Genomic DNA, 25,693 nt, shown 5'->3' with positions numbered 1-25,693 from the left:
GGACCGAATGGGCCAAGACTGGACAGTGAGCCGGCCGGGGTGGACGGAACGCGCGCCGTCGGCGCTGCAGATCGGGGAGAAGCGATGGACGGGTTGATGCAGGGCAAGGCGGTCGTCGTGACCGGTGCCGGCCGGGGGCTGGGCGAGGCGTTCGCGGTGCACGTCGCGCGCGCGGGCGGGGCGGTGGTCGTCAACGACGTCGACGCGGAGCTGGCCGAGCGGACGGCGGCGAACATCCGGGCGCACGGCGGCCGCGCCGTCGCCAGCGGGCACAGCGTGGCAGAGGCGGGCGAGGCGCAGGAGATCGTCGACCTGTGCGTCAAGGAGTTCGGCGGGATCGACGGGCTGGTCAACAACGCCGGGCTGAACTACGAGGCACTGCCCTGGGAGGACGACGCCGAGCAGGCGCGCGAACTCGTCGCGGTCAACGTCCTCGGCGTGGTGAACACCGGGCTCGCCGCGATCAAGGCGATGGTCGACGCGGGCACCGGCGGCTCGATCGTCAACATCTCCTCGGGCGCCTCGCTCGGGCAGCGCAAGCTCGGCGTGTACGCGGCGAGCAAGGGCGCGGTCGCGTCCCTGACCTACTCCTGGGCGCTCGACCTCGAGGACGTCGGGATCCGCGTCAACGCCGTCTGCCCGCTCGCCCACACCCGGATGGTGTGGAAGTCCGAGCGGTCCCTGCGGGCCTGCCCGCCGGACCGCACGCCGTCGCGGATCGCGCCGGTCGTGCTGTTCCTGCTCGGCGACGGCTCGGACGGCATCACCGGCCAGATGATCCGGTGCAACGGCCCGCAGCTGCACATCATGGGCCAGCCGTTCCTCAAGCAGCCGATCCTCGAGCGCCCGGTGTGGGACACCGAGACCGTGCAGAAGGCGTTCGACGAGGTCTTTTCCGCCCACCTGGAGAACTACGGCCTGGAGAAGCGCGTCCCGCCGAGGCTGCGCAAGTGGACGGACACGACCTCGCCGCGCACCGCCTGACCCAAGCGCCCCAATGCCACATTGGGGCGCTTGGGCGGCTACGAGCCCGTGGCTGGTTCGGGGTCGCGGACGGCCGCGTAGAGGGCTTCGATGTCGGCCGAGTAGCGGTCGTTGATGACCCGGCGCTTGAGCTTGAGCGTCGGGGTCAGCTCGCCGGACTCGGGCGTCCACGCCTTCGGCAGCACGTGGTAGCGCTTGATCTGCTCGATCCGCGCGAGCCTGCTGTTGGCCGACTCGACCGCGCGTTCCAGCTCGGCCCGCACCGCCGGGTGGTTCGCCAAGTCTGTGAGGTTTTCGGGGGCGGCCTCGACGCCGTTCGCCGCGGCCCAGCCGGGCGCGATCTCGTCGTCGAGCACGATCAGCGCCGTCACGTACGGCCGGTCGTCGCCGATCGCGACCGCCTGGCCGATCAGCGGGTGCTCCTTGAGCAGGCCCTCGACCCTCGTCGGCGCGATGTTCTTGCCGCTCGAGGTGATGATCAGTTCCTTCTTGCGGTCGGTGATCGTCACGAAGCCGTCTTCGTCGATCGTGCCGATGTCGCCGGTGGCGTACCAGCCGTCGGCGTCGGTGGCGTCGGCGATCGTGCCGTCCTCCTGCAGGTAGCCGAGGAACACGATCGGGCTGCGGACCAGCAGCTCGCCGTCCTCGGCGACCTTCACCTCGACGCCTTCGAGCGGCTTGCCGACGCTGCCCGCGCGGAACGACCCGGCGGAGTTGGACGTCGCCGCGCCGGTCGTCTCGGACAGGCCCCAGACCTCGCAGATCTCGATGCCGAGGCCGGCCAGGAAGTAGATGATCTCGACCGGGATGGCGGCCGCGCCGCTGGAGGCGACCAGGAGCTTGTCGAGCCCGAGCAGGGCGCGCACCGGGGCCAGCGCGGCTTCGTCGGTCTGCTTGATCTTTTCGGCGAGCTCGGCGGGCACCGGCTGCCCGGCGCTGCGCAGCTTGTAGCCCTGCTGCAGCAGCTCGTTCGCCTGCAGCAGCGCGGTGCGCCGGTCCTCCGGCACGCTGCCGAGCATGTTCTTCAGCGCGGCGACCATCTTCTCCCACACGCGCGGCACGCCGAAGAAGCTCTGCGGGTGCACCTTGCCGAGCGCGCCCGCGACCGCCGTCGGGTCGGCGAGGGTGTGCACGTGGCCCGCCCACACGATCGGCAGGTAGATCGACAGCTGGCGCTCGGCGATGTGCGCGAGCGGCAGGTAGGCGATGTTCGTCGCGTGCATCGGCGGGTGGTGCAGCTCGGTGACCGCGTACGCCTGGTGGATCGCGTTGCGGTGCGACAGCACGACACCCTTCGGGTCGCCGGTCGTGCCGGAGGTGTAGATCATCGACAGCGGGTCGTCCGGCTGGATGTCCGGCCAGGACCGTTCGAACGCACCGGGGTCGGCCGCAAGCGCTTCCCGGCCCTGGGCTCGAAGGGCGTCGAGCGAGACGAAGCGGTCGTCGTCGCCGGGGAGCGCGGTTTCGTCCATGACCACGATGTGGCGCAGGGCCGGGAGGTCGTCGAGCACCGGCCGCCAGCGCGCCAGCTCGTTCTCGCCGCCGAGCACCACGACCGGCGCCGCGCTGTGCCGCGCGACGAACCGGATCTGGTCCGGGCTGAGCGTGGCGTAGGCGGTGCAGGGGATCGCGGCGAGGTGCGTCGCGGCGAGGTCGGCGACGATGTGGTCGGGGCAGCCGGGCGCCATGATCAGCATGCGGTCGCCGGTGGCGAGCCCGAGCCCGGCCAGCCCGCGGGAGACCTCGGCGATCGCGGTGCGGAACTCCCGCCAGGTCAGCGTCGGCTGCCCTTTGACGTCGAGCGAGGTGATCGCCGGCAGGTCCGGGTACTCGACGGCGTTGCGGCGCAGCAACCGCGGGATCGTCTGGCCTTCGGTCTGCTCGGCGACGGACGGGGTGGTCAACGCTGGCCTCCTCGGTGCTCCGGTTGGCCACACTGTAGGGGCTCCCGGCGCGGGGGGATAGACAATCGCGGCCAGGTCAGACGTCCCCTTCACATCGGTGTTCGCGGTCAGCTCCCCACGACTGTCCACAGTGCACACGGGCGTCCGCGCGCGAACCGCGCTTCAATGGAGGGACCACGTCCGGTGGACCACAGGGGGAACCGATGACCCGGTCGGCTCGTGAACTGCTCGAGGAGATCCAGGCCGAGCTCGCGCCGCGCGACGACGACAACCGCCTCGTCCCGTCGATCACCGCCGGCCGCGCGCCGCGCGCGGTGTTCGCCGCGCTGGCCGCGGAGGAGAAGCTGATCACGCTCAGCGACTGGCGGAGCTTCCACGCGCTGGCCGCCCGGGCCGACGAGCCGCACGCGCGCGTCTTCTTCGGCGGTCTCGCACCGGGTGAGCAGCAGGCGAACGGGATGCTGGACGCGTTGCTCGCCGCGACTGGTCCGGACCATGGCAAGGAACGGCCGCGCGCGGGCTGCCAGGCCTACCCGGCCTACGTCGCGTGGCTTGCGCTCAACGGCGAGTCGTCCGCGACCGCGGCCGGGATCTTCGCCAACTTCGCCGCCTTCGGCCGGTACTGCAAGGACGTCGCCGTGGCCATGCGGCAGCACTACGGGTTCACCAGCGAGCAGTGTGCCTTCTTCGACTTCTTCGCCGCGGACGTCCCCGAGATTGAAGAACAAGCACTCGCCGCGATCCAGGCCGGCCTCGACGGGCACCGGCTGGACAAGCGCGAGGCGCACCGCTGCGCCCGGCTGTTCCAGAGCTACGAGCTGCTGTTCTGGAACACCCTCGCCGACGAGTTCCCCGGCTGACGGCCGGCGTTCGCCGGGGGCCCGGTCGCGGAACCGGTACCGGAGCCACGGTGGGTGCCCGGACGAGCACGCTTGCGGAATACCGGGAATTCCGCCGTGATTTCCGGTGAATCCGTGGCAGCGACCACGATGACAGCCTATTTTCGCTTTGGGGACGCCATCCGGCCCGGATGAAGTGCCCGCGCGAGGCCGCGGCCGCGAAGTCGTGATGTTCGTCACCGAACGATTCGGCGCTGTCGTACGTAGTGGGCCCGGCCGGGACGCGCGGCGGATCCGGGAGCGCTTCCAGTACTCACATACGTGCGTGGAACGCAAAGTGGCCCTGCGACGAAGGTCACGACTTGCAGTGGTGGACTTTCGAAGCGCAGGCAGCAAGTGTTGAGGGGTCACCGTTCCAAGATCACGTTCTCGCCACGGACTTGACGCGCCCAGAGGGGCTGCCTAACGTCGTCGCGGGCGAAGAGACCACGGTGATGTTGATCCGGCTGGTCGGAATCCGGGTGCAGACCACCTCGGGCGACCCGAAACCATGTACTGCCGGAAGGAAAACGGACCCAGGTGAAGCAGATTTCTCTTCGACGCAACCGGGGATCCTCGATTCGGAAGCGCGTGCTCACGATCGCGCTCGTCCCCAGTGTCGCGCTGTTGCTCGTCGGCGTGGCCCTCGCGGGCTACCTGATCTACGACGCCGTCACGGGCCGGGACTACACCAACCGCATCCGTGGCTCGGAGGCGCCGTCGATCCCGTTCCTCGCCTCGCTGCAGCAGGAGCGCCAGGCCACGCTGAGCCTGCTCGCGGGCCAGAGCAGCCAGCGCGCCGCGCTCGCGGCGGTCCGGCCCAAGACGGACGAGAACGCCGCGAAGACGATCGAGTACCTCAAGGACAACTTCGCCGACTACAGCGACACCCCGCCGAGCGTGCTGAAGAACATCACCACGTTCTTCGGGCTGTTCCAGCAGCTGCCCTCGAACCGTCAGGCGATCGACGGCGGCCAGATGCAGATCGGCCAGGCCTTCGCCTACTACAACAAGATGATCGACCAGTTCATCGACGGCGTGACCGGGCTCGCGCAGAACGCGCGCGGCGCCCAGAACGCCTTCGACCGGCTGACCGCCATCCCGCTGTTCACCGCGGCCGACGCGATGCAGCGCAGTGACGCGCTCGCCGCCGCCGGGCTGGCCGCGGGCGGGCTGACCAACGACGACTTCCGCACCTACGTCGGCCAGGTCGGTGCCTACCACGCCCAGCTGGACGCGTCGGCGTCGAAGCTGATCCCCGAGGTCAAAGCCAAGTACGACCAGTTGCTGGCCAGCCAGCCGTGGCAGACGGTGACCCAGGTCGAGACCGCGTTCCTGCGCGGCGACCTGTCGAAGCTGCCGGTGCCGCAGGACCAGTGGCGCACCGCCGCCCGCCAGGTCGGCACCGCGCTGATGGGCATCTTCGTCCTGCAGAGCTCGAACGCGAGCCAGGCCGCGATCGACGACGCGGACTCGACGTTCACCGAGTCGCTGATCGCCGGCGTGGTCGCGGTCCTGTTCGCGGTCTTCGTGGTGTTCGTCGCCGTCCGGCTGTCGAACCGGCTCATCGGCCGCCTGCACCGGCTGCGCGAGGACACCCTCGACGCGGCCGAGGTGCGGCTGCCCGAGCTGGTCGCCCGGGTCCAGGCGGGTGAGCCCGTCGACCTCGAAGAAGGCGGTCACTTCCTCGACCACGGCACCGACGAGATCGGCCAGGTCGCCGACGCGTTCAACAAGGCGCAGCAGACCGCCATCGCGGCCGCCATCGACGAGGCGAAGACCAGGGAGGGCACCAAGGCGGTGTTCCTCAACATCGCCCACCGCAGCCAGGTCATCGTGCACCGCCAGCTCAAGGTGCTCGACCAGGCCGAGCGCAAGCAGGAGGACCCGGAGCAGCTGGACACGCTGTTCCAGCTCGACCACCTCTCCACCCGCGCCCGCCGGAACGCGGAGAACCTGATCATCCTCGGCGGCGGGCAGCCGGGCCGTCAGTGGCGCAACCCGGTCGGGCTGGCCGAGCTGGTCCGGGGCGCGTCCGCCGAGACGGAGGACTTCGCCAGGGTCAAGACGGCGGTGCTGCCGCAGATCGCCGTCCGCGGCCCGGTCGTCGGCGACCTCGTGCACCTGCTGGCCGAGCTGATCGACAACGCGACGGCGTTCTCACCGCCGCAGTCGCGGGTCGAGATCCGCGGCAACGTGGTCGGCAAGGGTGTCGTGATCGAGGTCGAGGACCAGGGCCTCGGGCTCGAGCCGGACCAGACCGAAGAGATCAACACGATGCTGGCCGACCCGCCGGACTTCGGGATCATGGCGCTGTCGGACGAGCCCCGCCTCGGCCTGTTCGTGGTCGCGCGGCTGGCCGCGCGGCACGGCATCCAGGTGCACCTGCGGGAGTCGGCCTACGGCGGCACCCGGGCCATCGTGCTGGTGCGCACCGACCTGCTCGCCCCGCTCGCCGAGAGCGAGCCGGAGCAGCCGATCACCCCGCCGAAGCCGGAGCTCGTCCCGAACCCGGTCGAGCCGGAGACCACGGCCAACGACGAGGTCGCGCCGCTCAAGCGGCCGGTCCGCCGCCCGGCCCGCCACCGCACCGAGCCGCCTGCCGCGCCGCCGGCGCCCGTGACGGCTCCCGCGGCCGTGACGCCGCCCGCGGTCGTCCCGCCGGTCACCGTCCCGCCGCCTGTTCAGCAGCCGTCCGTGCAGCAGCCGCCGTCAGCGCCGACGCCGGTCCCGGTCGGGTCGGTTTCGGAGCCGATGAGCCAGCCGACGCAGGCCCAGCCGGTCGCCCCGGTGCGGCCGCCCGCCCCGCCCGCCCGGATCTCGCGCCCGGCGCGTCCGGCCGCGCAGCAGCCGGCGTGGCCGCCGCAGGAGCCGCGGGCCGCGTCGACCCCCGAAGGCCGTCCGCAGCAGCCGCGCCGCCCCGAGGCACCCGGCCGCCCGCCGCTGCCGCAACGGCGACGTCAGCAGAGCCTCGTTCCCCAGCTGCGGGAGGACAAGCCCGTGGCGGCCGCGGAGCGCGAAGAGGTCAGGCTGGATTCGCCGGAGGTCGCCCGCAGCAGGCTGTCCGCCTTCCAGCAGGGCACCCGGCGGGCCCGTGACGAAGAGTTTTCCGAGAACGACGACATGTACGGAGAGCGCGAGTAATGGTCAACTCAGGCGCCCACGAGCTCGACTGGCTGCTGGACGACCTCGTCAAGCGGGTCGCCGGGGCGGACCGGGCGGTGGTGCTGTCCTCGGACGGCCTGCTCATCGGAAGGTCGGGCAACCTTTCCGAGGAAGACGCAGAACACCTTTCCGCGGTCGCTTCGGCGTTCCAGAGCCTGGCCCGCGGGACCGGACGGCACTTCGGCGGCGGCAACGTCCGTCAGACGATGGTCGAGATGGACCACGCGTTCCTGTTCGTGACGGCGGCCGGACGGGGCGCCTGCCTCGCCCTGCTGGCCCGCGAAGACGCGGACATGGGGCTGGTCGCGTACGAGATGAACCTGATGGTGAAGCGAGTCGGACAGGTCCTCACCTCCGCGCCCCGCACCGGCGCCGGCGTCCAGCCGACGCCATGAGCGCACGGCACGAAGCCTGGTTCGACGACGAAGCCGGTCCGCTCGTCCGGTCGTACGCGGTCACGGGCGGCCGCACCCGGTCGGACACGCTCGGGCTCGACCTCATCACGCTCGTGGTCGCGCTGCGTACTGCGCACGAAGCGGGCATGCTCGAACCGGAGTACGCGCGCATCATCGCCTTGTGCCAGCGGCCCGTCTCGGTGGCCGAGGTGGCCGCCCGGGTGGACCTCCCGCTGCCCGTGGTGAAGGTGATGCTGAGCGACCTCATCGAGCAGAACCTGGTGCTGTTCCGTACCGCGGCACCGGCGCAGGAATCCCCCAACCGACACGTATTGCAGGCGGTTCTTGATGGCATCCGGAAACTCTGACCCCCGGCGGAACCTGACCGCGACCGCGGTCAAGGTACTCATCGCCGGCGGGTTCGGGGTCGGCAAGACCACGATGGTCGGCTCGGTGAGCGAAGTGCCGCCACTGCGGACCGAAGAGGTCATCACGACCGCGTCCGAGGGAGTCGACGACCTGGCCGGCGTCGAGCAGAAGACGACCACGACGGTCGCGCTCGACTTCGGCCGCATCACGATCAACCCGGACCTGATCCTGTACCTGTTCGGCACGCCGGGGCAGGACCGGTTCTGGTTCATGTGGGACGAGCTGGCGGAGGGCGCGCTCGGCGCCGTCGTGCTGGCCGACACCCGGCGGCTCGACAGCTGCTTCGCCGCGGTGGACTTCTTCGAGCGCCGCAACCTGCCGTTCGTCGTCGGCGTGAACTGCTTCGACGGCGCGTACCGGTACGGCACCGAGGAGGTCCGGCAGGCGCTCGACGTCGGCATGGACGTCCCGCTGCTGCTGTGCGACGCCCGCGAGCGCGAGTCGACCAAGCAGGTGCTGACCAGCCTGATGGAGCACGTGATGGCGCGGTCCGACCTGGCAGCCGCCCAGGGCGGCTACTGACCCGAAAAGCCCGTGAATGGCACATTGAGGGACTTAGAGTCCCTCAATGTGCCATTCACGGACTTTTGTGGGTTCAGCGGCGGCGGCGCTTGAGCAGGTTGTCGAGCGCGAACCGGCCCGGGCCGATCGCGGCGAACAGCAGGAAGACCCACGCGTAGACCGCGGCGGGCTCGCCCATGTTCTGCAGCGGCAGCAGGCCCATCGGGGCGTGCACGGTGAAGTAGGCGTAGGCCATCACGCCGGACAGCAGGATCGCGGCCGGCCTGGCGGCGAGCCCGGCGAGCAGCAGCAACGCGCCCCCGAGTTCGAAGACGCTGCCCCACCAGCCGGGGAACGAGCCGAACGGGACGCCGCCGCCCTGGCCGTCGATCCCGCCGAAGAAGCCGAATCCCTGCAGGCCGTGGAAGCCGAACAGGAACGAGATCACGATCCTGCTCGCGCCGACCACGATGCCGGTGACCTGGGTCTTGGCCGGGGTGGTGGCGGTGGTCTGGGTCTCGCGGGCGATGGTGGCGGTCATGGTGGGTTCCTTCCCTGGGTTCCGCTGGTCTTCTGCCTACGCGTCGAGCGGGTCACCGCCGGATCGACAACCCCGCCGGAACTTTTTCCACCGGGTTCGGCATGCTGGGTGGATGGCGGGCAAACAGAGTGCCGGGCTCCTGCTCTACCGCGGCCGCGGCGACGACGTCGAGGTGCTGCTGGGGCACATGGGCGGGCCGTTCTGGGCGAAGAAGGACGCGGCCGCGTGGTCGCTGCCCAAGGGCGAGCTCGACCCGGACGAGCCGCCGGAGAAGGCGGCGCGGCGCGAGTTCGAGGAAGAGCTGGGGCTGCCGGCACCCGGCGGCGAGTACGTCGAGCTGGGCGTGGTGAAGCAGTCGGGCGGCAAGGTCGTCACGGCGTGGGCGGTGGAAGCCGACCTCGACCCGGCCGCGGTGGTGCCCGGGACGTTCTCGATGGAGTGGCCGCCGCGATCGGGCAAGCAGCAGGAGTTCCCCGAGGTCGACCGGGTGGCGTGGTTCTCCGTGGCGGTCGCGCGGGAGAAGCTGGTGAAGGGCCAGCTGCCGTTCCTGGACCGGCTGCTGGCGCTGGTCAGCGGCTGAGCAGGGCCTCGAGGGGCTTGGCGGCGAACGACGGCAGCACGACGTCCGCCAGCCCGAAGTCGAGGTTCGCGGTGATGGCGTTCGGCACGGCGACGCAGGTCAGCCCGGCGGCCTTGGCGGCGGTGACGCCGTGCGGGGTGTCCTCGAAGGCGATGGCCTCGCCCGCACCGGCTCCGAGCGCGTCGAGCGCGGCGAGGTAGAGGTCCGGATCGGGCTTGGCTTTGTGGCGGTCCCCGGTGAGGACGGCGTCGAAGTAGCGGTCGATGCCGAGCCGTTCGAGGTGCGGGTTCACCCAGGCCCCGGACGAGCTGGAGGCGACGGCGAGCTTGAGGCCGTGGTCCTTCGCGGTCTCGAGGTAGCTCCGGACGCCTTCGCGCGGACCGAGGGTTTCGAGGAGCTCCAGGACCCGGGCGCGCGTGTGGGGCCGCATCGCTTCGGGATCGATGCCCGGAGCGTGCTCGGCGAGCAGGGCGAACATCGCGGGCGTGGTGTGCTGCGTGCCGATGACGGCGTACCAGGCTTCCATCGGCAGCTCGGTGCCGTGGTCCCGGAAGACCTCCTGCCAAGCCTGCAGGACGGCGGACTCGGTGTCGGCGAGCGTGCCGTCGAAGTCGAAGACCAGGGCGCGGGTGGGCACGTCTGCACCCTGCCCGGTCGGTGATCGTCCAGGCAAGGGAGTTGTGACGAGACCGGAAGGCCTCGACAGCCCGGCCTGCCCCGTCTTCAGGCCGCCGCCTGGCTCAGGAAGAACTTCGTCAGCAGCGGGGCCAGTGCGGGTGCCTTCACGAGGTGCGTCTGGTCCGGCAGCGTCCGGTACTCCGCCGACGGCAGGACCTTCGCCAGCGCCGATACGCCGTTGCGCATCCATTCCGGGCTCCGGCCGCCGTCGATGGCCAGGGTGGGGATCTTCACCTCCGGCCAGGCCGCCGGCAGCGGGTGGCCCGACTGGTGGTCCGCCACCAGGGCCGTGTCGTACGGGATCGTGTGGGCCACGCGCTTGAGCTTCACCCAGAACGGCATGATCCGCATCATCGCCACCGTCGCCTTGCCCAGGCCGACGCCTTCGGTCATGAACATCTTCACCGCCTTGCCGCGCTTGCCCTCCCGCAGCGCCGCGTCGAGGCGCGCCGGGTAGTCGGCCGGGACGCGGGGGCGGGTGTCGTCGACCACGAACGGCGGTTCGTACACCGCCAGCTTCGGCACCGTGAGACTGCGAGCCGCTTCGAGGGCCAGTGCGGCGCCGGAGGAGATGCCGAACAGGAACGCTTCGCCGCCCGCCTCCTTGACCAGCGCGGCGATGTCCTCGACCTCGCGCCCGACCGTGTACGGCCCGGTGTCGGTGCTCTCCCCGCGGCCGCGGCGGTCGTAGGTGTACACCGTGAAGTGCGCGGCCAGCTCCTTCGCCAGCGCGTCGTTGGGGGACGAGCCGCGGTAGCACATCGCTCCGTCGACGAGGACGAGCGCGGGGCCGGATCCGGCCCGGGTGTAGGCGATCTTCGTGCCGTCTGCGGAAACCGTCGTGCTCATGGAACTCTCCTCGTTTGGCCGGGTGACCGTACGAGGACAGCCTGACAGCCGACTATTGACACTGTCAAGACAAAAAAGTTTTTCGGTGATCCTCTCAGGCGCGGCGCAGGGTGAGGAGCGTGATCTCGCTGGGCGCGAAGATCCGGAACGGCGGGCCCCAGAACCCCGTGCCCCGGCTGTTGTACAGCTGGGTCTCCCCGTGCCGGGTCAGGCCGGACAGCGTCGGCTGGTCGAACCGCACCAGGAAGTGGAACGGCCAGATCTGCCCGCCGTGCGTGTGGCCGGAGATCTGCAGGTCGACGCCCGCCTCGCGGGCCTCGCGGACCTGCTTCGGCTGGTGGGCCAGCAGCACCACCGGGACGTCGGCGGGGGCGCCGTCCAGCGCGCGGGCCAGGTCGGGGCCGTGGCCGGGCAGGCCGGACGCCGTGCCGGTCGGGTCGTCGATGCCGGCGAAGAGGATCCGGTCGCCGCCGCGTTCGAGCAGCGTCGAGCGGTTGTGCAGGGTGTCCCAGCCGAGCCCTTCCATGTGGTCGAGCCAGGCCTGCGCCTCGCCGAAGTACTCGTGGTTGCCGGTGATGTAGAACCGCCCCAGCCCGGCCTGGACGCCGCCGAGCGGGTCGACCTGCTTGCGGCGCCGCGCCACCGCGCCGTCGGCGAGGTCGCCTGCGTGGCAGACGACGTCCGCCTCCAGGGCGTTCACCGCCGCGACGACCTCTTCCGACCACTTCGTCCGGTCGATCGGGCCGAAGTGGGTGTCGGTCAGCACGGCGACGCGCAGGCCGTCGAGCCCGGGCCCGAGCCGCGGGATGACGACGTCGACCGCCTTCACCGGCGGCACGCGCATGGCGACGCGGTTACCGTGCACGAGCAGCGTGACGGCGACCAGGGCCGTGATGCCCGCGACGATCCGCGACCGCGCCGGGTCCTCGACGCCGAGCAGCGCGACCCGCAGCACCAGGCTCAGCACGGACCAGCTGAACAGCACCCAGATCACGGCGAGCAGGGAGTCGCCGAGGCGTGCGCCGCCGTCACGCTGGCGCCGGCCGTGGCCGCGGACCATGGCGACCGGCATGGTCACCAGGCCCAGCGCGAACACCGCGGTGCCGGCGATCGTGGCCGCCGTGCCCCAGTCCGGCGCGAGCACGAGCGTCCACCACGGGACGGCGAACAGCAGGAGCAGCGCCAGGATCGGCACGACGACTAGTTGGCCTCTCATCGAACCAGGTTACAGCCCATCGGGCTGTTAGCGTTTTCGCTACTCTGGTGGTGGAAGGAAGGGGGGCGCCGTGCACACGTTGCTCGAGCTGGCGTTCCCCGTGCTGGCCAGCCCGACCGCGCTGGTCGCCTTCGCTTCCCTCGCCGCCGCGAGCCTCTTGGTCGTACTGCTCGTCGGCAGCACCCAGCGCGCCGAGCTCGCGCTCTGGTCGGCGCCGGTGCGCAGCCGCGCCACGGCGTTGCGCCGCCGGGCCCGGCGCGCCGAGTCGATCCGGCTCCGCGACCCGGGCAGGCCGGGCCGAAGCCGCCCACGAGCACCCGGTTCCCGCAGCACGGCTGCGTAGGAACCGCTTCGACGCAGCCATTCCGCTCACCCTCACCCCTTCCACTCATGCGGAGTGCTGCCCATGTTCGGCTTTCTCGACGTGCCCGTCGAAGGCGCGTACCACCTGATCCAAGCGCTCACCGGCCCGCTCTCGACGGCGCTGGCCATCGTCGTCTTCACCCTCGGCGTGCGGCTGCTGCTGCACCCGCTCGCCCGGTCGGCGGTCCGCGGCGAACGTGCCCGGGCTGCCCTGATGCCGGAAATCGGGGCCCTGCGGGAGAAGCACGGTGGCGATCGGGACCGGCTGGCCGCGGAGGTGACGAAGCTGCAGCAGGAGTCCGGGACCTCGCTGTTCGCCGGCTGCCTGCCCCTGCTGCTGCAGCTGCCGTTCTTCACGGTCATGTACCGGCTGTTCACGACGGCCACGATCGGCGGCGAGCCGAACTCGCTGCTCGGCGCGACCCTGTTCGGGACGCCGCTGGGCGCACACGGCCTGGCCGGCAGCCCGCTGGTGTTCGTCGTCGCGGCCGGGCTCGCCGTCGTCGCGTGGTTCTCCGTGCGGTGGCAGGACCGTCACCGCGACGCCACCGCGGCCGTTCCCGGTGGGAAGCTGCTGCGGCTGCTGCCCTACGGCAGTGTGCTCGCGACGCTCGTCCTGCCGCAGGCCGCCGGCATCTACCTGCTCACCACGACCGCGTGGAGCACGGCGGAGCGGGCGTTGTTACGACGCGGCTCGTAAGCGCCGCCAATCCGTCACGGCCTCCTCGACGTCCACCAGCGCCACCGTGAGCGGCGGGCCGGTGTGGTGGTTGAGGTAGGCCTGGCGGATCCGCCGGTTGAGGTCCTCGACGAGCTCCCGCACGCGCTGTTCGGTGCGTTCCGCCGCGAGGGTCTCCGGCAGGTCCTGGACTTCGCGCTTGAGCGCGAGGGCCGGCGGCAGCAACGCCTTCGTGTCGTGCCCGCCCCTCCTGACCTCGCGGAGCACCCAGTCGGTGGCCGCGTCGTTGCCGGTGGGTTTCGGCAGCGGCTTCCCGGTGCCCGGCAGGTCGTCGAACTCGCCGCGTTCGCGGGCTTCGGCGAGCTGGCGGTCCACCCACCAGCGGAAAGAGACCTTGGGTGGTTTGCGTCGCGTCATCTGTCACACCCCCTGTGTCCGCTTCCAGGGTAATCTCCGAGCGAGGAGCGAGGGGAGCGCATGACCGTCGAACGCACTGGTGCCGAGGACGTCGACCGCACGCTCGCGCTGCTCTGGCGGGCCCGCGGCGGTGCCCCCGAACCGACCAGGGGCCGTCGCCCGACGCTGACGATCGAGCGGATCGTCGCCGCCGCGATCGCGGTCGCGGACGCCGACGGGCTCGCCGCCGCGTCGATGCACCGCGTCGCCAAGGAGCTCGGCGCCGGCACGATGACGCTCTACACCTACGTGCCCGGCAAGGCCGAGCTGGTGGACCTGATGGTCGACGACGTGCTCGTCGAGCGGCGGCTGCCCGGGCCGGGCGAGCCGCGTCCCGGCGACTGGCGCGAGCAGGTCGCGCTGTACGCCGAACGGACGTGGCAGGCCTACCGCGGGCACCCGTGGCTGTGCGAGGTGTCGCGAGTCCGGCCGCCGCTCGGGCCCGGTCAGCTGGCCGGGCAGGAGTACCTGCTGTCCATTATGGATGGTCTGGGACTGTCGCCGCGGCAGGCGGTCGCGGCGGCCAGCGGGATCGGCACGTACGTCGACGCGAACGCGGCGCTCGGCGCGGAGGACGCGCGGCTCGAACGCAGCACCGGTCAGTCGACCGAGGCCTGGTGGCACCAGCGGTCTTCGTTCTGGGAGAACTACTTCGTGGTCGACGCGCACCCGTCGATGAACCGGATCTGGCTCGGCGGCGGGTTCGACCAGAGCGCCAAGGCCCAGGGCGACACGGCGTACGCGTTCGGCCTCGACCGGATGCTCGACGGCATCGAGGCCCTGGTCCGCTAGAGCCAGAGCGCTCGCCCACCCCGGCAAGGCTCGATCGCCCGGGCCAAAGGTCTTGAATGACTCATTCAGGACCTCCGAAGACCTGAATGAGTCATTCAGGACGTTCGCCCTCGCCGCCGCGCGGTCAACGAAGCTCGGACGCGCGACACTAGCGGCGGCTGCGCCACCGCGACCGGCGCCGCTCCTGCCGGGGCACCGCGGGTGGTTCGCCGTCCCCGCGCAGGATGTCGCGGCACACCGGGTCGAACCGGCCGGGCGCCTCGATCATCGGTGCCGCCAGCACGACGTGCCCGCACACCGCCCGGAACCGCCCGTCGTGCCGCCCCGCCGCGAACTCCTCCTCGGTGACGGCATGGGTGTAGCCGTCGGTGTCGCAGCGGATGTGCACCAGGAACGGCTCCACCGCGCTCAGCCCGCCGGGCTGGTGGTGGTCGTCTCGGTCGGGGTGCCCGCGGTGTCGGCCGGGGTGTTGGCCGCCGTGCTCGGCGTGGTGGTGGTGGTCGAGGTCGTCGTCGGCGGGGTGGTGGGCGTCGACGGCGGGGTGGCCGGGTCCGTGGTGGGGGTCGGCTTGGTCGGCGTCGGCTTGGTGGACGGCGGGGTCGTCCCCGGCGGGGTGCTGCCGGCCGGCAGCGAGCCCGGCGGTAGGGCGGTCACCGGCGGCGCGGGCGGTGCCGGGGGCGCGGGCGGCGCCGGGATGGCCGCAGGGCTGCCCGCCGCGGCGGCGTCCGGGGCGTCGGGCGCGCCGATCGGCACCTGGCTGTCGGGCAGCTGGGCCACCCCGCCGCGGTAGGCCGCGGCCCACGCCATCACGGTGTCCACATAGGACTGCGAGTTGTTGTAGCGGCGCACGGCGATGCGCTGTCCCGCGTCCGTCGAGAGGTCCAGGCCACCCGAACACAGGTAGCGCGCGGTGGCCAGTGCCTCGTCGTAGATGTTGTTCGGGTTCGACACGCCGTCGCCGTTGCCGTCGGAGGCGTAGCCGCGCCACGTCGACGGGATGAACTGCGTCGGGCCGACCGCGCGGTCCCACCGGGCGTCGCCGTCGTACTTGCCGCCGTCGGTGTCCGGGATCGCGGCGAACGCGCCGGCCCCGTTGAGCACCGGGCCGAGGATCGGCTCGAGCGTGTCGCCCGCCGCGTTGACATACCCGCCGCGCGCGTGGTTCGACTCGATCCGGCCGATGCTCGCGATCAGCGCCCAGTCGAGGTGGCAGTTCGGCTGTTCCTTGGCGAGGATGTCCGCGGCGTTCCGGTACGCCTTGACCATGCTGGCCGGGATGCCGAGCGGCCCGGAGATGCCCGCCGAGCCGGCGCGCCCGCCCGGCACGACCAGCGGCTCGGGCAGCGGCGGCTGGGGCAGGCTGCCGTCGACGGCGATCGGCGGCATGACGATGTTCGGCTGCTGGAGCGGCGCGGCGGCCCGGTCGGGCAGGACATTGCCGTTGCCGGCGTCGGCGACCACGACCGGCGTCGGCAGGCCCGTCGTCAACGTGGGCAGCACGACGAGCGCCCCACCCGCGAGCGCGGCCGCGGTCCGCCGGACCGCCGATCGCGTGCTCTTGCGACGTGGCCGGTGCTTCGGCATGGTCGTCCCCGCTTCCCTCGATCTTCGCTGATCGCCTCACCCGATCGGCCCCACCCACCGGTACTGACCGGTAGGAGCAAGCTATCCGATGGAACCGAACTTTGGCGAATGGAACAGCGAAAACCGGCCGTCACCGAGAAGTTCGTCTGGATGGCACAAAACCTTCGTAGGAAATCTGTCGGATTCACCAGAACTTGACGGGGTGCCGAGGACAGTTTGTCCGCGCCTTCCATGGGGTCTTCCACGGGGCCTTCCCTACGGTCCTTCCCCGCGGACGCGCTCGCCGTCGGCGGCGCGGATCCGGCCGCTCGCGAACCCCGCGCGCGCCAGGCCGGTCTCAACCGCGGGTGAACGAGCCTTTACAGAACGCTGGACCATTCCTATGATCGGCCGTCCGGACGCGTTGCCGCCGTCCGGCCGGCCCATGGTGGAGGGTTTGATGGCACGCAAGGCTCCGCGCCGAGAGCGGGTCCGTGGGCAGGTCACTGTCGCCGACTTGCTGGTCCGGTCCGACGCGGCGCGCGACCGTTATCGCGACGACGACACAGTCGTGCTGCCGCGGGCGCGTCATCGTGAGAAACCGCAGGTACTGCGTTCGCTGGCGCGGCTGCGGGTGTTCTCGGTGGTCGCCGGGGCGCTGGCGTTGACCGGCGGGGTCAGCGCGGCGGTGTCGATGCCGGTCGAGCGGAGCGCGGGCGCGGCCTGGCCGCCGGTCGGCCTGGAACCCCCGGCGGTCGCGCTGGTGCCGTTGCCGCCGCCGTCGCGCGGCGTGCGGCCACCGGTTCAACCGAATCCGGATTCCGTAGCACCGACCGGGGAATCAGAGGGAATTTCTCCGGCAGCCGTCGAGCCGGAACCGGATTCCGTCAACCCGGTCGTGCACCGCGGGAAGCTGGCGCGAGCGGTGAAGGTCGTCGGCAAGACGAAGGTGCCGGAGTTGGCGAAACCGAAGCCGCACCAGCAGGTGACGCCGGTGCGCCACGAGATCCCGGACGTCCCGCTCTGGTCGCGCGGCCGCCCGGCGGTCCCGGATTGGCAGGCGCCGTCCGCGGGCCATCGCCCCGGCGGGTACTTCGGCGGTGGCCACCACGGTTGCGGCGGCGGTGGGGGCCGGCACCGTCGCTGACGTTACGAGCCGAGCGGAATCTGGTACTGCATGAACCGCTTGTCGAGCGCGACCTGGTCGTAGAGCCGCCGGGCGGCGGTGTTGGAAGCCTGCGTGTGCCAATAGACACGGGCGCACCCCCGAGCCCGCGCCCACTCGGCGACGGCTTCGATGAGGGCCCGGCCGACCCCGCGTCCCCGGGCTTTCGTGTCGGTGAAGAGGTCTTGCAGGTAACAGACGTCGGCCGAAGTGGTGCTGACGTGGGTGAGGAAGTGGACGATGCCGACGAGTTCGCCGTCGAGCCGCGCGCCCAGTGCGTGCATCCGCTCGCCGCTCGCGAATTCCCGCCAGGCTCTGTCCACCCACTGCGGCGCGAGTGTCCTGCCGTAGAAGGTGTTGTAGCCGGCGAACAGGTTTTCCCAGGTCGAGCGGTCGTCGATGGTGAGATCCCCAGTAATGATCATGTCGCGAGGCTAACGCACCGGACAGAACTCGCCAGTAAGGTGACGAACCCGAATCTGATTCATATGATCGGGGTCCCGGTCGGCAAATCAAGCGGAGGTTCCCGATGGCGCGCACGGCGCACCGTGCCAATGGCAGGCCAGTCACGGTGGGGGAGCTGATGCTCCGGCCGGATGTCCACGGCAGGCGCCGCCCCGAAGACCTCGAAGTGCTGGAACTCGCCTACCGGATGCGACGCAGGATCGGCCCGGAGCCGGCGGTCCGGGCGCCGTCCCCGGGCGCTCGCGCACTGGCGGTGGTCACCGGCCTCTGGCGGCGCCGGCCGCGGTAGTGCTTTTTGCCCAGGCGCCGGTTTGCCGTTCCGAGGTCCGGCGAAATCAATGACGAGCAACAGCCACGGCAAGAGCGGTAGTCAAAGCCCAGTGGCCGGCAGCGGTGGGATGAACATCGCAACCTCCACTCGGCAGCGAAATCAACAACCCGGCGGCGCAAGGATCCCCACCGGCACGCAGGGAAGCCCATCGAAACGCCGTGAATCCGTCGGCGACAAATCCGTGGTAACGACGTGTCACCTGAGCCAAAGCCGCGTCCGTGGCCTTCACCCGCGCGACCTGAGCCGGATCGCGGTAGTCGAGCGAGTAGTACGACACCAGCGCCAGGTCGCCGCGGTAGTGGGCGCGCACCGCCCCGAGGATCGTCGCGAGGTTCCGGCTCACCTGGTCGAGCGCGGCCGGCAACGAGCTCGTGCAGTGGTCCGGCGTGGTGTCCTGGCAGAGGAACAGGTCGTTGGCACCGATGGTCAGCGTCACCAGCCGGGTGTCCGGGTGGGTTCGCAGGTACCGCACCGCGTACTCGACCTGGGTTCCCGGATAGCTGACGTGCAGCGGGAACAACGTTCGGTAGCCGGCCGGGGAACCGAGGGAGTTCTCGCAGCCGTTGCTCTGCGCGCCCGGGGTCAGCATGCTCGCCGTCGTTTCGCCGGGGCAGGACGCGTTCGCCAGCCGAAGCCCGCGTAGGGACGCGTATTTCTCCGCGTATCCGCGGAAGTTGGCTGGGTTCAGGTAGTCCGCGGGCGGGGTGACGGCGCCCGGCCGGTAACCGAACGCCACCGAATCACCGAGGGCGAGGTACCCGCCGTGGCCGATCCTGGCTTCGGCCGGCGCCGTCGTCAGCGAAGCCAGCGCGAGGACGACCGCCGCTCCGATCAGGATCCGGTGGAAAGTCCTGCCCCTGAACCCCATGTCCGGCTCCCTTCCCCGCAGCGTCGCGTGGCCGGAACCGATTCTGCTCGTTCCGGCCACGCGACGGAAGCGTCAGAAGCCGGTTGTCGAAGGCGGTTTCGGTCCGGCGACCCGGGCCTGTGCCGTGCCCGGCTCGACCGCGGCGCAGTGCGTGCCCTCGGCCGGCAGCTTGCCGGTGATCAGGTAGTCGTCGGTCGCCGTGACCACGCACTGGCTTTTCTTGAAGTACGCGCCGTGGCCCCAGCCGTCGTAGGTGAGCAGCGTGCTGCCGCTCTGCCGGGCGGCGGCACGCGACCACGCGTACGGCGTCGCGGGGTCGTGCTTGCTGCTCAGCATCAGCAACGGCGGCGCACCGTGCAGCCGCAGGGGGTGCTGCGGGTTGTCGGCCTGGCTGGGCCAGCCGATGCAGCCCGTGATCGCGGCCCAGCCCAGCGAGCTGACTTTGACGTCCGGGGCGAACGCCGCGGCCGCACGACGGTAGGTCTCGAGTTCGGCGAAGTTGTGCACCGGCAGACGCCAGTCGTCGCAGAACACGCTCTGGAACACGGTGTTGACCGGGATGTCGTCCTTCAGCTTCGCCGACGCGGCCGGCTTGGTGCCGTCCGCGAACGACTTGAGCGTTTTCGCCAGCAGGTCCCAGTCCGGGCCGTAGAAGTGAGCCCGGATGATCGACGCGAGGTCCAGCGGCGTGATGGGCTCACCGCTCTCCGGGTCCTTCAGCTCCCCGCGCGCGGCCTTGTTCTGGAGGGCGCGCGTCAGCTTGGAGACGTCTTGTCCGTGCAAGGCGCAGCTCGGCGTCCGGCCGCACCACGCGGCGAACTCGCCGAACTCCGCCTGCACCGACTGCGTTTCGCTGTTCAGGAACCCCCATGTGGTGAACTGCGAGTGGTCCATGTTGCTGTCCAGCACGAGCGCGCGGATCTTGTCCGGGAACAGCTCGGCGTACTGCTGGCCCATCAGCGTGCCGTAGGAGACGCCGTAGTAGGTCAGCTTCCGGTCGCCGAGCGCGGCGCGGATGACGTCCATGTCCCGCGCGACGCTCTTGGTGTCGCCGAACCGCGCCAGCGGCCCGGTGAGCCGGGCGCAGCTTTCGCCGAGCTTCCGGTTGTACTGCGCGAGCTGCTCGAACTCGGCCTGGTTGCGCGGCACCACGGGATGGTCGGCGATCAGTTCGTCGAGCCCGCACTTGATCTGCGTGCTGGCGCCGACTCCGCGCGGGTCGAAGCCGACGGTGTCGAACCGCTTGGTGATCTCCGGCGAGAGTGTCCAGCCGTACTTGACCTCGTCCACGCCCGATCCGCCGGGGCCGCCCGGGTCCATCAGGATCGAGCCGATCCTGGCTTGCGGGTCCGTGGCCTTGCGCCGGGCGAGCGCGACGGTCGTGGTGCCGCGGTCCGGGTGCGCCCAGTCGATCGGCACGGTCACCGCGCCGCAGTCGATCTCCGGCGCGTCCGCACACGGCTTCCAATCGACGGTTTCCGCCGCCGAAGCCGGTGCCGCCGTCAGCAGGCTGCCCAGTACCGCTGCCGCCGCCACGGCCGTCAGCAGCCGCTTGCGTACCTCTGCCATCGCCAGCCTCCCCTTACCGACCGTGCCTGACCGGCTCCAATAAATCACCGATCCGGTGCGCGCGCCAGCTTCCCAGGTGAACCGGGCTGAGACGTCCACTGTGGACGATTACCCGGCACGCCGCCGGCCGGTGAGGCTGACCCCCAGGTGCAGTCTCACCGGCCGGCGGCGTCGCACTGCTGCCGACCGTAAAAGATCAAGCAAGGTCGAAGTCGATAGGCGAACCGAGCAGCCCCCGTTTTCCACGCCAGCGGCAGGCACCGACAGTTTTGCTCAGCCACGGGTGAACTCGTCCAGGGTTATCCCCAGCAGCTCGCACACCTCCCTCAGCTCTGGCCGCCGGTCACCCGGTACCGCGTGGATGTGGTTGGCGCCGAAGCGCGCGAGGAACGTCTCCGCGGGCACGTCGAGCCGGGCGAACGCGTGGGGCCACTCCGGGGTCGACTGGGCTTCGAGCGCCGCGGTCGTCGCGTCGTCGTAGTTCTCGAACTCGCCCAGCATCAGCTGCAGGCGGTAGGCGCCGTCGAGACGGGTCAGCCGGGCCAGCGTCATCCGGCCCGGTGCGGCGATGTGGTGTACCGAAGCACCGCCGGCCGGGAAGAAGAACACCTCCGGATGCAGGGTCACGCGGGCCAGGTTCTCCGCCGGGTCGTCGCTGCGGGCGGCGAACCACGTCGCGTGCTGGCCGGAGTTGCACAGGTCCCAGATGTCCCGCTCGGCGTGGTAGTGGCGGACGTCCGCGAACAGCACCGGCGTGCCCGACAGGTGCTTCATCAGCTGCATGGTGAGCGCGCCGTCCATGTCGGCCTCGGTGGCGCAGACGTGGGTTTCCTTCGGCCCGTTCCAGTCGTACGGGTCGTTGAGGAACGCCTCGGCGACGTCCATCGTCGCGAAGTGCTGGGTCAGCTCGGGCTGGCCCTTGACGCCGGTGAAGTCCAGGTGCCATTCGTCGATGAGCGACCGCATCGCGAGGTACGCCCCGATCTGCCGCTCCAGCAGATCGGGGGTCAGCTTGACGCCGTCGTAGCGCACAGTCGCGTGCCGCTCCAGCCACTCCCGCGCCGTCCGCTTCTCCGCCGGGTCGGCCGCTTCGGCGCGCCGGACGACCTCCCACTGGTCGATCTCCTCGACGTCGACGCCGAACTGCCGCTGCCACTGGTCGGTGTTGGCGACGGCGGTGTTCATCCCCATCGGCCGCCCGCCGATCCGGCCGAACGTGCTGCCGCGCAGCTTCGCCACGGCGGCCGCCGCGTTCCCGCGCGGCCCGATCGCGGCGGCGGCGGACGACGGGCCGCCCCAGAGCCGGCTGTGCCGCCGCCCGATCTGGTCCAGCGCGCCGCCCGCGGCGAGCATCCCGACCATGCCGGGCTGCACCGGGTCCGGGTTCGCCACCAGGACCAGCGGCCCGCTGAGCGCGCCCGCGGCGAGCATCGTGAAGTGCGGGAACGCCCAGACGCAGTAGTGCAGCACGGTCAGGTCCACTCCGGCCGCTTCGATCTCGCGGGCGACCGAGGTGGCCACAGTGCTGGCGGACACCGGCGCCGAAGCCCGGACGACCTCGTGGCCCGCTTCGGCGAGGGCCGCGGCCAGCCTGTCCTCGGTGCCGCGGACGAAACCCACGATTCCACTGTGGACGTAGTCGCGGCCGTCGGAGAGGCTGATCAAGCCGATGCGTGCCATGCGGAATCCTTTCGTGGGCCGCGCTCAGCGGTTGGCTTTCGCGTACACCTCGGCGGCGTTCGCCCGGGTGACGAGCTGCGTCGGCAGCAGCTGCGTCTTCGGTGGCCTGGCGCAGTCGAGCAGGATGCTCTTCGCCGACGCCACCGCTTCGCGGCCGCCCGTCGGGTAGACGAACGTCGCCGCGAGGCGGCCCGCTTCGACCGCCTTGATCCCACCGGGCGGGATCGGCAGGCCGTCGATGCCGAGGAACTTGACCTTCTGATCCAGGCCGGCCGCCTTCGCGGCGAGGTAGGCGCCTTCGGCCATCGGGTCGTTCTGGGCGTAGACGGCCTGGATCTCCGGGTGCGCCTTGAAGATCGCGTCCGCCTGCTGCTGGGCCTTCTCGCGCAACCAGTCAGCATCCACAGTGGTCACGATGTCGATGCCGCGGCCCTCGATGCCCTTCGCGAAGCCGTCCTGGCGTTCCTTGGCCGGGGTGGACCCGGCGAGCCCGCGAATCTCGGCAATCTTCCCGCCCCGCGGCAGGATCTCGTCCGCCAGGTACTGCCCGGCCTGCCGTCCGATGTCGACGTTGTCCGCGCCGATCCACTGCGTGTACGCGTCGCCGTCGACCTTGCGGTCCAGCACCAGGACCGGGATGCCCTTGTCGTAGGCCTTCTTCACCACCGCCGTCAGCGGGGTCGCCTCGTTCGGGCTGATGACCAGCAGGTCGATCCGCCGGGTCAGGAAGTTTTCGACGTCGGCGACCTGCTTGGCGTTGTCCTGCTGCGCGTCGGCGAACTCGACGGTGAACTGCGGGTACTGCTTCGCCGCCCGGGCGATGTCGTCGTCCATCTGCTTGCGGTACGGCTCGCCGAGGTTGGCCTGGCTGACCCCGATGGTGTACTTGCCGTCCTTGCCCTTGCAGGCCGGCGCGGACGTCGAAGCGCCCTGGCCGGAGTTCTCGTGCGTGGTGCCGCAGGCAGTCGCGGCCAGGACGAGCACGAGGATCGCCCAGTGCTTTCCGGACATTCCTTCTTCCCCTCTTTCGCGGTCAAGACACCGGACGCAGCCGCTGCAGTCCGGCGGCGGCGACGATCACCAGGCCCTTGATCAGCAGCTGCACGTTCGGGTCGACGCCGGTGAGCGCCAGGATGTTGTTGAGCACGCCCAGCAGGAGCGCGCCGGCGACGGTGCCGGACACCGAGCCGCGGCCGCCGGACAGCGCGGTGCCGCCGATCACGACGGCGGCGATGGCGTCGAGCTCGTAGCCGCTGCCGTCGTTCGGGCTGCCCTGGTTCAGCTGGCCGGCGTGGATGATCCCGGCGAGCGCGGCCAGCAGCCCGCTCAGGCCGTAGACCAGCACCTTGACCCGCGTGACGGCGACGCCGGACAGGCGCGCGGCCTTCTCGTTGCCGCCGATCGCGTAGACGTGCCGGGCGAACGCGCTGGTGCGCAGGAACGCGATGGCCGCGACGGCGACCACGGCGAAGATCACCGCCGGGATCGGCACCAGCCCGTTGAACGTCCGTTCGCCGAGCAGGGAGAACGCGACCGGGGCCTCGCCGGGGCCGTCGCCGTAGGAGATCTGCACGCCCTGCCCGCCCGACCAGATCCGGGCGAGCCCGCGAGCGACCTGCAGCCCGGCCAGGGTGACGATGAACGCCTGGATGCCGAACACCGCCGACGCGATCCCTTGCAGCAGACCGAAGACCAGGCCCGCGGCCAGCACGACGAGCACGGCCGGGAGCACCCCGAGGCCGTCGTCGACCAGCAGGACCGCCGAGCCGACCGCGGCGAGCCCGAGCACCGCGCCGACCGACAGGTCGATCCCGCCGATGAGGATCACGAACGTCATACCGACGGCGATGATGCCGATCTCGGAGATCGCGCGGACGACGTTGAAGAGGTTGTCGCTGGTGAGAAAATCCGGGAAGCCGTCGTGGGACGGCGAAAACGCGATCGCCGCGGCGAGCACGAGGACCAGGCCGAACAGGCTCTGGAAGCGGAACAGCGCGTTCGCGACCCGGCCGGGCAGGAATTCGGTGGCGGTCATCGGATCCCTCTCGTCGCGGCGCCGCCCATCGCCGCGGCGAGCAGCTCGGCCTCCCCGGCGTCGTGCGTGTCGAGCTCCTGGCCGCCGCGGCCTTCGTGCAGGACGACCACGCGGTCGCACAGCCCGACCAGCTCGGCGGGTTCGGACGACGCGAGCAGCACGCCGATGCCACGCGCGGCTGCGGCGGCCAGCAGCTGGTAGATCTCCGCCTTCGCGCCGACGTCGACACCTCGGGTGGGCTCGTCGAGCAGCAGCAGTTCCGGCTCGGTGAGCAGCGCCCGGCCGAGCACGATTTTCTGCTGGTTGCCACCCGAAAGCGTGCCCGCAGGATCGGCGAGCGCGCCCTTCACGTTCAGCTCGCGGAGCACCTCGGCGACGGTTTCGTTCTCGCGTCGCCGGGTCAGCAGGCCTGCCGTCGCCAGTCTGTCCACAACGGACAGTACGGTGTTCGCCCGGACCGAATGATCCAGGGCCAGGCCCGCGATCCGGCGGTCCTCCGGCACCAGCGCGAGCCCGAGCTTGACGGCGTGTCGCGGGCTTCTCGGCCGGATCTCCCGGCCGGCGAGGCACACGCGCCCCCGCCACTGCCCGGGCGTGCCCGCGCCGAACAGCGTCTCCAGCAGTTCGGTGCGGCCCGAGCCCAGCAGGCCGCCGAGGCCGACGATCTCCCCGGCGCGCACGGTGAGCGAGATGCCGTCGGGTTCGCGGCGGCCGGGCCGGTGCCGTCGCGGGCGCAGCGCGAAGTCGTCGAGGCGAAGCAGCTCCCCGCCGGTTTTCCCGTGCTTGACGCGAAAGAGCGCCTGCACCGGGCGGCCGAGCATCGCTTCGGTGACCTGCTCGACGGTCAGGTCGCGCGCGGTGAACCCGGCGGCGACCCGGCCGTTGCGCAGCACGGTGGCCCGGTCGGCGATCCGCCCGATTTCTTCGAGGCGGTGGGAGATGTAGACGATCCCCACGCCCGCGTCGCGCAGTTCGCCGATCACCTCGGCCATCCGCTCGACCTCGGCGCCGGTGAGCGCGGACGTCGGCTCGTCCATGATCAGCACGCGGGCGTCGAGGGCGAGTGCCTTGGCGATGGCGACGAGCTGCTGCTCGCCGGTGCGCAGCTCGCCGACCGCGCGTTTCGGGTCGAGCGCGATCCCGGTGCGGGCGAGCAGTTCCCGCGTCGCGCGGTGCGTCTTCTGCCGCGCGAGCGTGCCGGCCTTCGTGTGCGGCTCGCGGCCGAGGAAGATGTTGTCGGCGATCGAAAGCCCGGGCACGAGATCCAGCTCCTGCGGGATCATGGCGATGCCGTGGCGTTGCGCGTCGGCCGGTCCGCCGAAGACGACGGGCTCGCCGTCGATTTCGACGGTGCCGCGGTGCCCGGTGACGTCGCCGGAGAGGATCCGCATCAGCGTCGACTTGCCGGCGCCGTTTTCCCCGAGCAACGCGTGCACCTCGCCGCGGCGCACGGTGAAGTCGACGTGGTCGCAGGCGAGTGTGCCGCCGTAGGCCTTGCTGACGCGGCTCATCGCGACCAGCGGGGTACCCGGCTCTTCCATGACACCCCTCGCGTCGGCGGAAGATGGGAGTAATCGATTACTCGACGCTAGGGTGGGCGGGGTGGT

Annotated in this window: 27 protein-coding genes; 12 read left to right on the top strand and 15 right to left on the bottom strand. The window is 71.1% G+C overall.

What is annotated here, in order from left to right; genetic code table 11:
* The first annotated feature begins 84 nt into the window (after window positions 1-84).
* Window positions 85-984 (top strand): SDR family NAD(P)-dependent oxidoreductase, encoded by a 900-nt coding sequence (locus A3CE_RS0114885; protein WP_020640891.1) that lies wholly within the window; start codon window positions 85-87, stop codon window positions 982-984.
* A 38-nt stretch (window positions 985-1,022) separates the two neighbouring features.
* On the opposite strand, the gene A3CE_RS0114880 is transcribed toward A3CE_RS0114885, so the two are convergent.
* Window positions 1,023-2,888: an AMP-dependent synthetase/ligase gene (locus A3CE_RS0114880; RefSeq protein ID WP_020640890.1), complete on the bottom strand. Its 1,866-nt coding sequence runs from the start codon at window positions 2,886-2,888 to the stop codon at window positions 1,023-1,025.
* A gap of 203 nt (window positions 2,889-3,091) precedes the next feature.
* On the opposite strand from A3CE_RS0114880, the gene A3CE_RS0114875 reads away from it, so the two are divergent.
* From A3CE_RS0114875 to A3CE_RS0114855, 5 genes are all read left to right on the top strand, one after another.
* On the top strand, window positions 3,092-3,748 hold the full coding sequence (locus A3CE_RS0114875; RefSeq protein ID WP_020640889.1) for a hypothetical protein: 657 nt from the start codon (window positions 3,092-3,094) through the stop codon (window positions 3,746-3,748).
* Window positions 3,749-4,357: 609 nt separating this feature from the next.
* Window positions 4,358-6,910, top strand: coding sequence for a sensor histidine kinase (locus tag A3CE_RS0114870; protein WP_020640888.1), 2,553 nt, complete (start codon window positions 4,358-4,360; stop codon window positions 6,908-6,910).
* Complete coding sequence (locus A3CE_RS0114865; protein WP_020640887.1) at window positions 6,910-7,326, top strand: roadblock/LC7 domain-containing protein; 417 nt, start codon at window positions 6,910-6,912, stop codon at window positions 7,324-7,326. The genes A3CE_RS0114870 and A3CE_RS0114865 overlap by 1 nt, the downstream gene beginning before the upstream one ends.
* A complete protein-coding gene (locus A3CE_RS0114860) occupies window positions 7,323-7,694 on the top strand; it encodes a DUF742 domain-containing protein (RefSeq protein ID WP_020640886.1) in 372 nt (123 codons plus the stop codon). Before A3CE_RS0114865 ends, A3CE_RS0114860 begins: the two co-directional genes overlap by 4 nt.
* Window positions 7,675-8,277, top strand: a complete 603-nt coding sequence (locus A3CE_RS0114855) for a GTP-binding protein (protein WP_020640885.1) — start codon at window positions 7,675-7,677, stop codon at window positions 8,275-8,277. Before A3CE_RS0114860 ends, A3CE_RS0114855 begins: the two co-directional genes overlap by 20 nt.
* Window positions 8,278-8,350: 73 nt before the next feature.
* On the opposite strand, the gene A3CE_RS0114850 is transcribed toward A3CE_RS0114855, so the two are convergent.
* A complete protein-coding gene (locus A3CE_RS0114850; protein ID WP_020640884.1) occupies window positions 8,351-8,797 on the bottom strand; it encodes a DoxX family protein in 447 nt (148 codons plus the stop codon).
* A 112-nt stretch (window positions 8,798-8,909) separates the two neighbouring features.
* Between A3CE_RS0114850 and A3CE_RS0114845 the strand changes: the two genes are divergently transcribed.
* Window positions 8,910-9,377 carry an NUDIX hydrolase gene (locus A3CE_RS0114845; RefSeq protein WP_020640883.1) on the top strand — a complete coding sequence of 156 codons (468 nt, stop codon included), beginning with the start codon at window positions 8,910-8,912 and terminating at the stop codon, window positions 9,375-9,377.
* Here A3CE_RS0114845 and A3CE_RS0114840 read toward each other — a convergent pair.
* The 3 genes from A3CE_RS0114840 to A3CE_RS0114830 form a co-directional block, all read right to left on the bottom strand.
* Entirely contained in the window at window positions 9,367-10,014 is a 648-nt protein-coding gene (locus tag A3CE_RS0114840) for an HAD family hydrolase (RefSeq protein WP_020640882.1), read from the bottom strand. The genes A3CE_RS0114845 and A3CE_RS0114840 overlap by 11 nt on opposite strands.
* Window positions 10,015-10,100: 86 nt before the next feature.
* Complete coding sequence (locus A3CE_RS0114835; RefSeq protein ID WP_020640881.1) at window positions 10,101-10,904, bottom strand: alpha/beta fold hydrolase; 804 nt, start codon at window positions 10,902-10,904, stop codon at window positions 10,101-10,103.
* A gap of 94 nt (window positions 10,905-10,998) precedes the next feature.
* Window positions 10,999-12,120 (bottom strand): metallophosphoesterase, encoded by a 1,122-nt coding sequence (locus A3CE_RS0114830; protein WP_245589526.1) that lies wholly within the window; start codon window positions 12,118-12,120, stop codon window positions 10,999-11,001.
* A gap of 70 nt (window positions 12,121-12,190) precedes the next feature.
* On the opposite strand from A3CE_RS0114830, the gene A3CE_RS0114825 reads away from it, so the two are divergent.
* Window positions 12,191-12,463, top strand: a complete 273-nt coding sequence (locus A3CE_RS0114825; protein WP_020640879.1) for a DUF6412 domain-containing protein — start codon at window positions 12,191-12,193, stop codon at window positions 12,461-12,463.
* A 63-nt stretch (window positions 12,464-12,526) separates the two neighbouring features.
* Window positions 12,527-13,183: a membrane protein insertase YidC gene (yidC, locus tag A3CE_RS0114820; RefSeq protein ID WP_020640878.1), complete on the top strand. Its 657-nt coding sequence runs from the start codon at window positions 12,527-12,529 to the stop codon at window positions 13,181-13,183.
* Here the strand turns inward: yidC and A3CE_RS0114815 are convergent.
* Window positions 13,166-13,579, bottom strand: a complete 414-nt coding sequence (locus tag A3CE_RS0114815; protein ID WP_026468494.1) for a DnaJ family domain-containing protein — start codon at window positions 13,577-13,579, stop codon at window positions 13,166-13,168. The genes yidC and A3CE_RS0114815 overlap by 18 nt on opposite strands.
* Before the next feature lie 60 nt (window positions 13,580-13,639).
* Between A3CE_RS0114815 and A3CE_RS0114810 the strand changes: the two genes are divergently transcribed.
* Window positions 13,640-14,410, top strand: coding sequence for a TetR/AcrR family transcriptional regulator (locus A3CE_RS0114810; RefSeq protein ID WP_020640876.1), 771 nt, complete (start codon window positions 13,640-13,642; stop codon window positions 14,408-14,410).
* 148 nt (window positions 14,411-14,558) lie between these two features.
* On the opposite strand, the gene A3CE_RS0114805 is transcribed toward A3CE_RS0114810, so the two are convergent.
* Window positions 14,559-14,813: a hypothetical protein gene (locus tag A3CE_RS0114805; protein ID WP_020640875.1), complete on the bottom strand. Its 255-nt coding sequence runs from the start codon at window positions 14,811-14,813 to the stop codon at window positions 14,559-14,561.
* A gap of 5 nt (window positions 14,814-14,818) precedes the next feature.
* Complete coding sequence (locus A3CE_RS0114800; protein WP_020640874.1) at window positions 14,819-15,994, bottom strand: lytic transglycosylase domain-containing protein; 1,176 nt, start codon at window positions 15,992-15,994, stop codon at window positions 14,819-14,821.
* A 439-nt stretch (window positions 15,995-16,433) separates the two neighbouring features.
* Between A3CE_RS0114800 and A3CE_RS0114795 the strand changes: the two genes are divergently transcribed.
* The gene (locus A3CE_RS0114795) at window positions 16,434-17,120 is read left to right on the top strand and encodes a hypothetical protein (RefSeq protein ID WP_245589525.1); all 687 of its coding nucleotides are present in this window, start codon (window positions 16,434-16,436) and stop codon (window positions 17,118-17,120) included.
* Window positions 17,121-17,122: 2 nt separating this feature from the next.
* On the opposite strand, the gene A3CE_RS0114790 is transcribed toward A3CE_RS0114795, so the two are convergent.
* Window positions 17,123-17,563 (bottom strand): GNAT family N-acetyltransferase, encoded by a 441-nt coding sequence (locus A3CE_RS0114790; RefSeq protein ID WP_020640872.1) that lies wholly within the window; start codon window positions 17,561-17,563, stop codon window positions 17,123-17,125.
* A gap of 104 nt (window positions 17,564-17,667) precedes the next feature.
* Here A3CE_RS0114790 and A3CE_RS56505 point away from each other — a divergent pair, with 104 nt between their 5' ends.
* Window positions 17,668-17,892: a hypothetical protein gene (locus A3CE_RS56505; RefSeq protein ID WP_043790860.1), complete on the top strand. Its 225-nt coding sequence runs from the start codon at window positions 17,668-17,670 to the stop codon at window positions 17,890-17,892.
* A gap of 46 nt (window positions 17,893-17,938) precedes the next feature.
* Here A3CE_RS56505 and A3CE_RS0114780 read toward each other — a convergent pair whose 3' ends face one another.
* The 6 genes from A3CE_RS0114780 to A3CE_RS0114755 all read right to left on the bottom strand — a co-directional run bounded on the left by A3CE_RS0114780 (window position 17,939) and on the right by A3CE_RS0114755 (window position 25,627).
* Window positions 17,939-18,802 carry an SGNH/GDSL hydrolase family protein gene (locus A3CE_RS0114780; RefSeq protein ID WP_020640870.1) on the bottom strand — a complete coding sequence of 288 codons (864 nt, stop codon included), beginning with the start codon at window positions 18,800-18,802 and terminating at the stop codon, window positions 17,939-17,941.
* A 72-nt stretch (window positions 18,803-18,874) separates the two neighbouring features.
* Entirely contained in the window at window positions 18,875-20,371 is a 1,497-nt protein-coding gene (locus A3CE_RS0114775; protein WP_020640869.1) for an alpha/beta hydrolase, read from the bottom strand.
* Between the two features lie 273 nt (window positions 20,372-20,644).
* Window positions 20,645-22,051 carry an L-fucose/L-arabinose isomerase family protein gene (locus A3CE_RS0114770; RefSeq protein WP_020640868.1) on the bottom strand — a complete coding sequence of 469 codons (1,407 nt, stop codon included), beginning with the start codon at window positions 22,049-22,051 and terminating at the stop codon, window positions 20,645-20,647.
* A gap of 24 nt (window positions 22,052-22,075) precedes the next feature.
* Window positions 22,076-23,062, bottom strand: a complete 987-nt coding sequence (locus A3CE_RS0114765; protein WP_020640867.1) for a substrate-binding domain-containing protein — start codon at window positions 23,060-23,062, stop codon at window positions 22,076-22,078.
* Window positions 23,063-23,084: 22 nt separating this feature from the next.
* Complete coding sequence (locus tag A3CE_RS0114760) at window positions 23,085-24,086, bottom strand: ABC transporter permease (protein WP_020640866.1); 1,002 nt, start codon at window positions 24,084-24,086, stop codon at window positions 23,085-23,087.
* On the bottom strand, window positions 24,083-25,627 hold the full coding sequence (locus A3CE_RS0114755) for a sugar ABC transporter ATP-binding protein (RefSeq protein WP_020640865.1): 1,545 nt from the start codon (window positions 25,625-25,627) through the stop codon (window positions 24,083-24,085). The genes A3CE_RS0114760 and A3CE_RS0114755 overlap by 4 nt, the downstream gene beginning before the upstream one ends.
* Window positions 25,628-25,693: the final 66 nt, after the last annotated feature.

The sequence above is a fragment of the Amycolatopsis balhimycina FH 1894 genome (assembly GCF_000384295.1).
In the GTDB taxonomy this organism is placed as follows: Bacteria; Actinomycetota; Actinomycetes; order Mycobacteriales; family Pseudonocardiaceae; genus Amycolatopsis; species Amycolatopsis balhimycina.
Note: the sequence above shows the minus strand (reverse complement) of the source record. Positions and strands in the feature narration are given on the sequence as shown.

What these genes read in the sequence shown, in the direction of transcription:
- A3CE_RS0114755 (WP_020640865.1), bottom strand. Translation starts at nt 25,627, where the DNA reads ATGGAAGAGCCGGGTACCCCGCTGGTCGCGATGAGCCGCGTCAGCAAG.
- yidC (WP_020640878.1), top strand. Translation starts at nt 12,527, where the DNA reads ATGTTCGGCTTTCTCGACGTGCCCGTCGAAGGCGCGTACCACCTGATC.
- A3CE_RS0114865 (WP_020640887.1), top strand. Translation starts at nt 6,910, where the DNA reads ATGGTCAACTCAGGCGCCCACGAGCTCGACTGGCTGCTGGACGACCTC.
- A3CE_RS0114845 (WP_020640883.1), top strand. Translation starts at nt 8,910, where the DNA reads ATGGCGGGCAAACAGAGTGCCGGGCTCCTGCTCTACCGCGGCCGCGGC.
- A3CE_RS0114860 (WP_020640886.1), top strand. Translation starts at nt 7,323, where the DNA reads ATGAGCGCACGGCACGAAGCCTGGTTCGACGACGAAGCCGGTCCGCTC.
- A3CE_RS0114875 (WP_020640889.1), top strand. Translation starts at nt 3,092, where the DNA reads ATGACCCGGTCGGCTCGTGAACTGCTCGAGGAGATCCAGGCCGAGCTC.
- A3CE_RS0114765 (WP_020640867.1), bottom strand. Translation starts at nt 23,062, where the DNA reads ATGTCCGGAAAGCACTGGGCGATCCTCGTGCTCGTCCTGGCCGCGACT.
- A3CE_RS0114775 (WP_020640869.1), bottom strand. Translation starts at nt 20,371, where the DNA reads ATGGCAGAGGTACGCAAGCGGCTGCTGACGGCCGTGGCGGCGGCAGCG.
- A3CE_RS56505 (WP_043790860.1), top strand. Translation starts at nt 17,668, where the DNA reads ATGGCGCGCACGGCGCACCGTGCCAATGGCAGGCCAGTCACGGTGGGG.
- A3CE_RS0114760 (WP_020640866.1), bottom strand. Translation starts at nt 24,086, where the DNA reads ATGACCGCCACCGAATTCCTGCCCGGCCGGGTCGCGAACGCGCTGTTC.
- A3CE_RS0114885 (WP_020640891.1), top strand. Translation starts at nt 85, where the DNA reads ATGGACGGGTTGATGCAGGGCAAGGCGGTCGTCGTGACCGGTGCCGGC.
- A3CE_RS0114850 (WP_020640884.1), bottom strand. Translation starts at nt 8,797, where the DNA reads ATGACCGCCACCATCGCCCGCGAGACCCAGACCACCGCCACCACCCCG.
- A3CE_RS0114855 (WP_020640885.1), top strand. Translation starts at nt 7,675, where the DNA reads ATGGCATCCGGAAACTCTGACCCCCGGCGGAACCTGACCGCGACCGCG.
- A3CE_RS0114795 (WP_245589525.1), top strand. Translation starts at nt 16,434, where the DNA reads ATGGCACGCAAGGCTCCGCGCCGAGAGCGGGTCCGTGGGCAGGTCACT.
- A3CE_RS0114830 (WP_245589526.1), bottom strand. Translation starts at nt 12,120, where the DNA reads ATGAGAGGCCAACTAGTCGTCGTGCCGATCCTGGCGCTGCTCCTGCTG.
- A3CE_RS0114800 (WP_020640874.1), bottom strand. Translation starts at nt 15,994, where the DNA reads ATGCCGAAGCACCGGCCACGTCGCAAGAGCACGCGATCGGCGGTCCGG.
- A3CE_RS0114770 (WP_020640868.1), bottom strand. Translation starts at nt 22,051, where the DNA reads ATGGCACGCATCGGCTTGATCAGCCTCTCCGACGGCCGCGACTACGTC.
- A3CE_RS0114815 (WP_026468494.1), bottom strand. Translation starts at nt 13,579, where the DNA reads ATGACGCGACGCAAACCACCCAAGGTCTCTTTCCGCTGGTGGGTGGAC.
- A3CE_RS0114810 (WP_020640876.1), top strand. Translation starts at nt 13,640, where the DNA reads ATGACCGTCGAACGCACTGGTGCCGAGGACGTCGACCGCACGCTCGCG.
- A3CE_RS0114790 (WP_020640872.1), bottom strand. Translation starts at nt 17,563, where the DNA reads ATGATCATTACTGGGGATCTCACCATCGACGACCGCTCGACCTGGGAA.
- A3CE_RS0114835 (WP_020640881.1), bottom strand. Translation starts at nt 10,904, where the DNA reads ATGAGCACGACGGTTTCCGCAGACGGCACGAAGATCGCCTACACCCGG.
- A3CE_RS0114780 (WP_020640870.1), bottom strand. Translation starts at nt 18,802, where the DNA reads ATGGGGTTCAGGGGCAGGACTTTCCACCGGATCCTGATCGGAGCGGCG.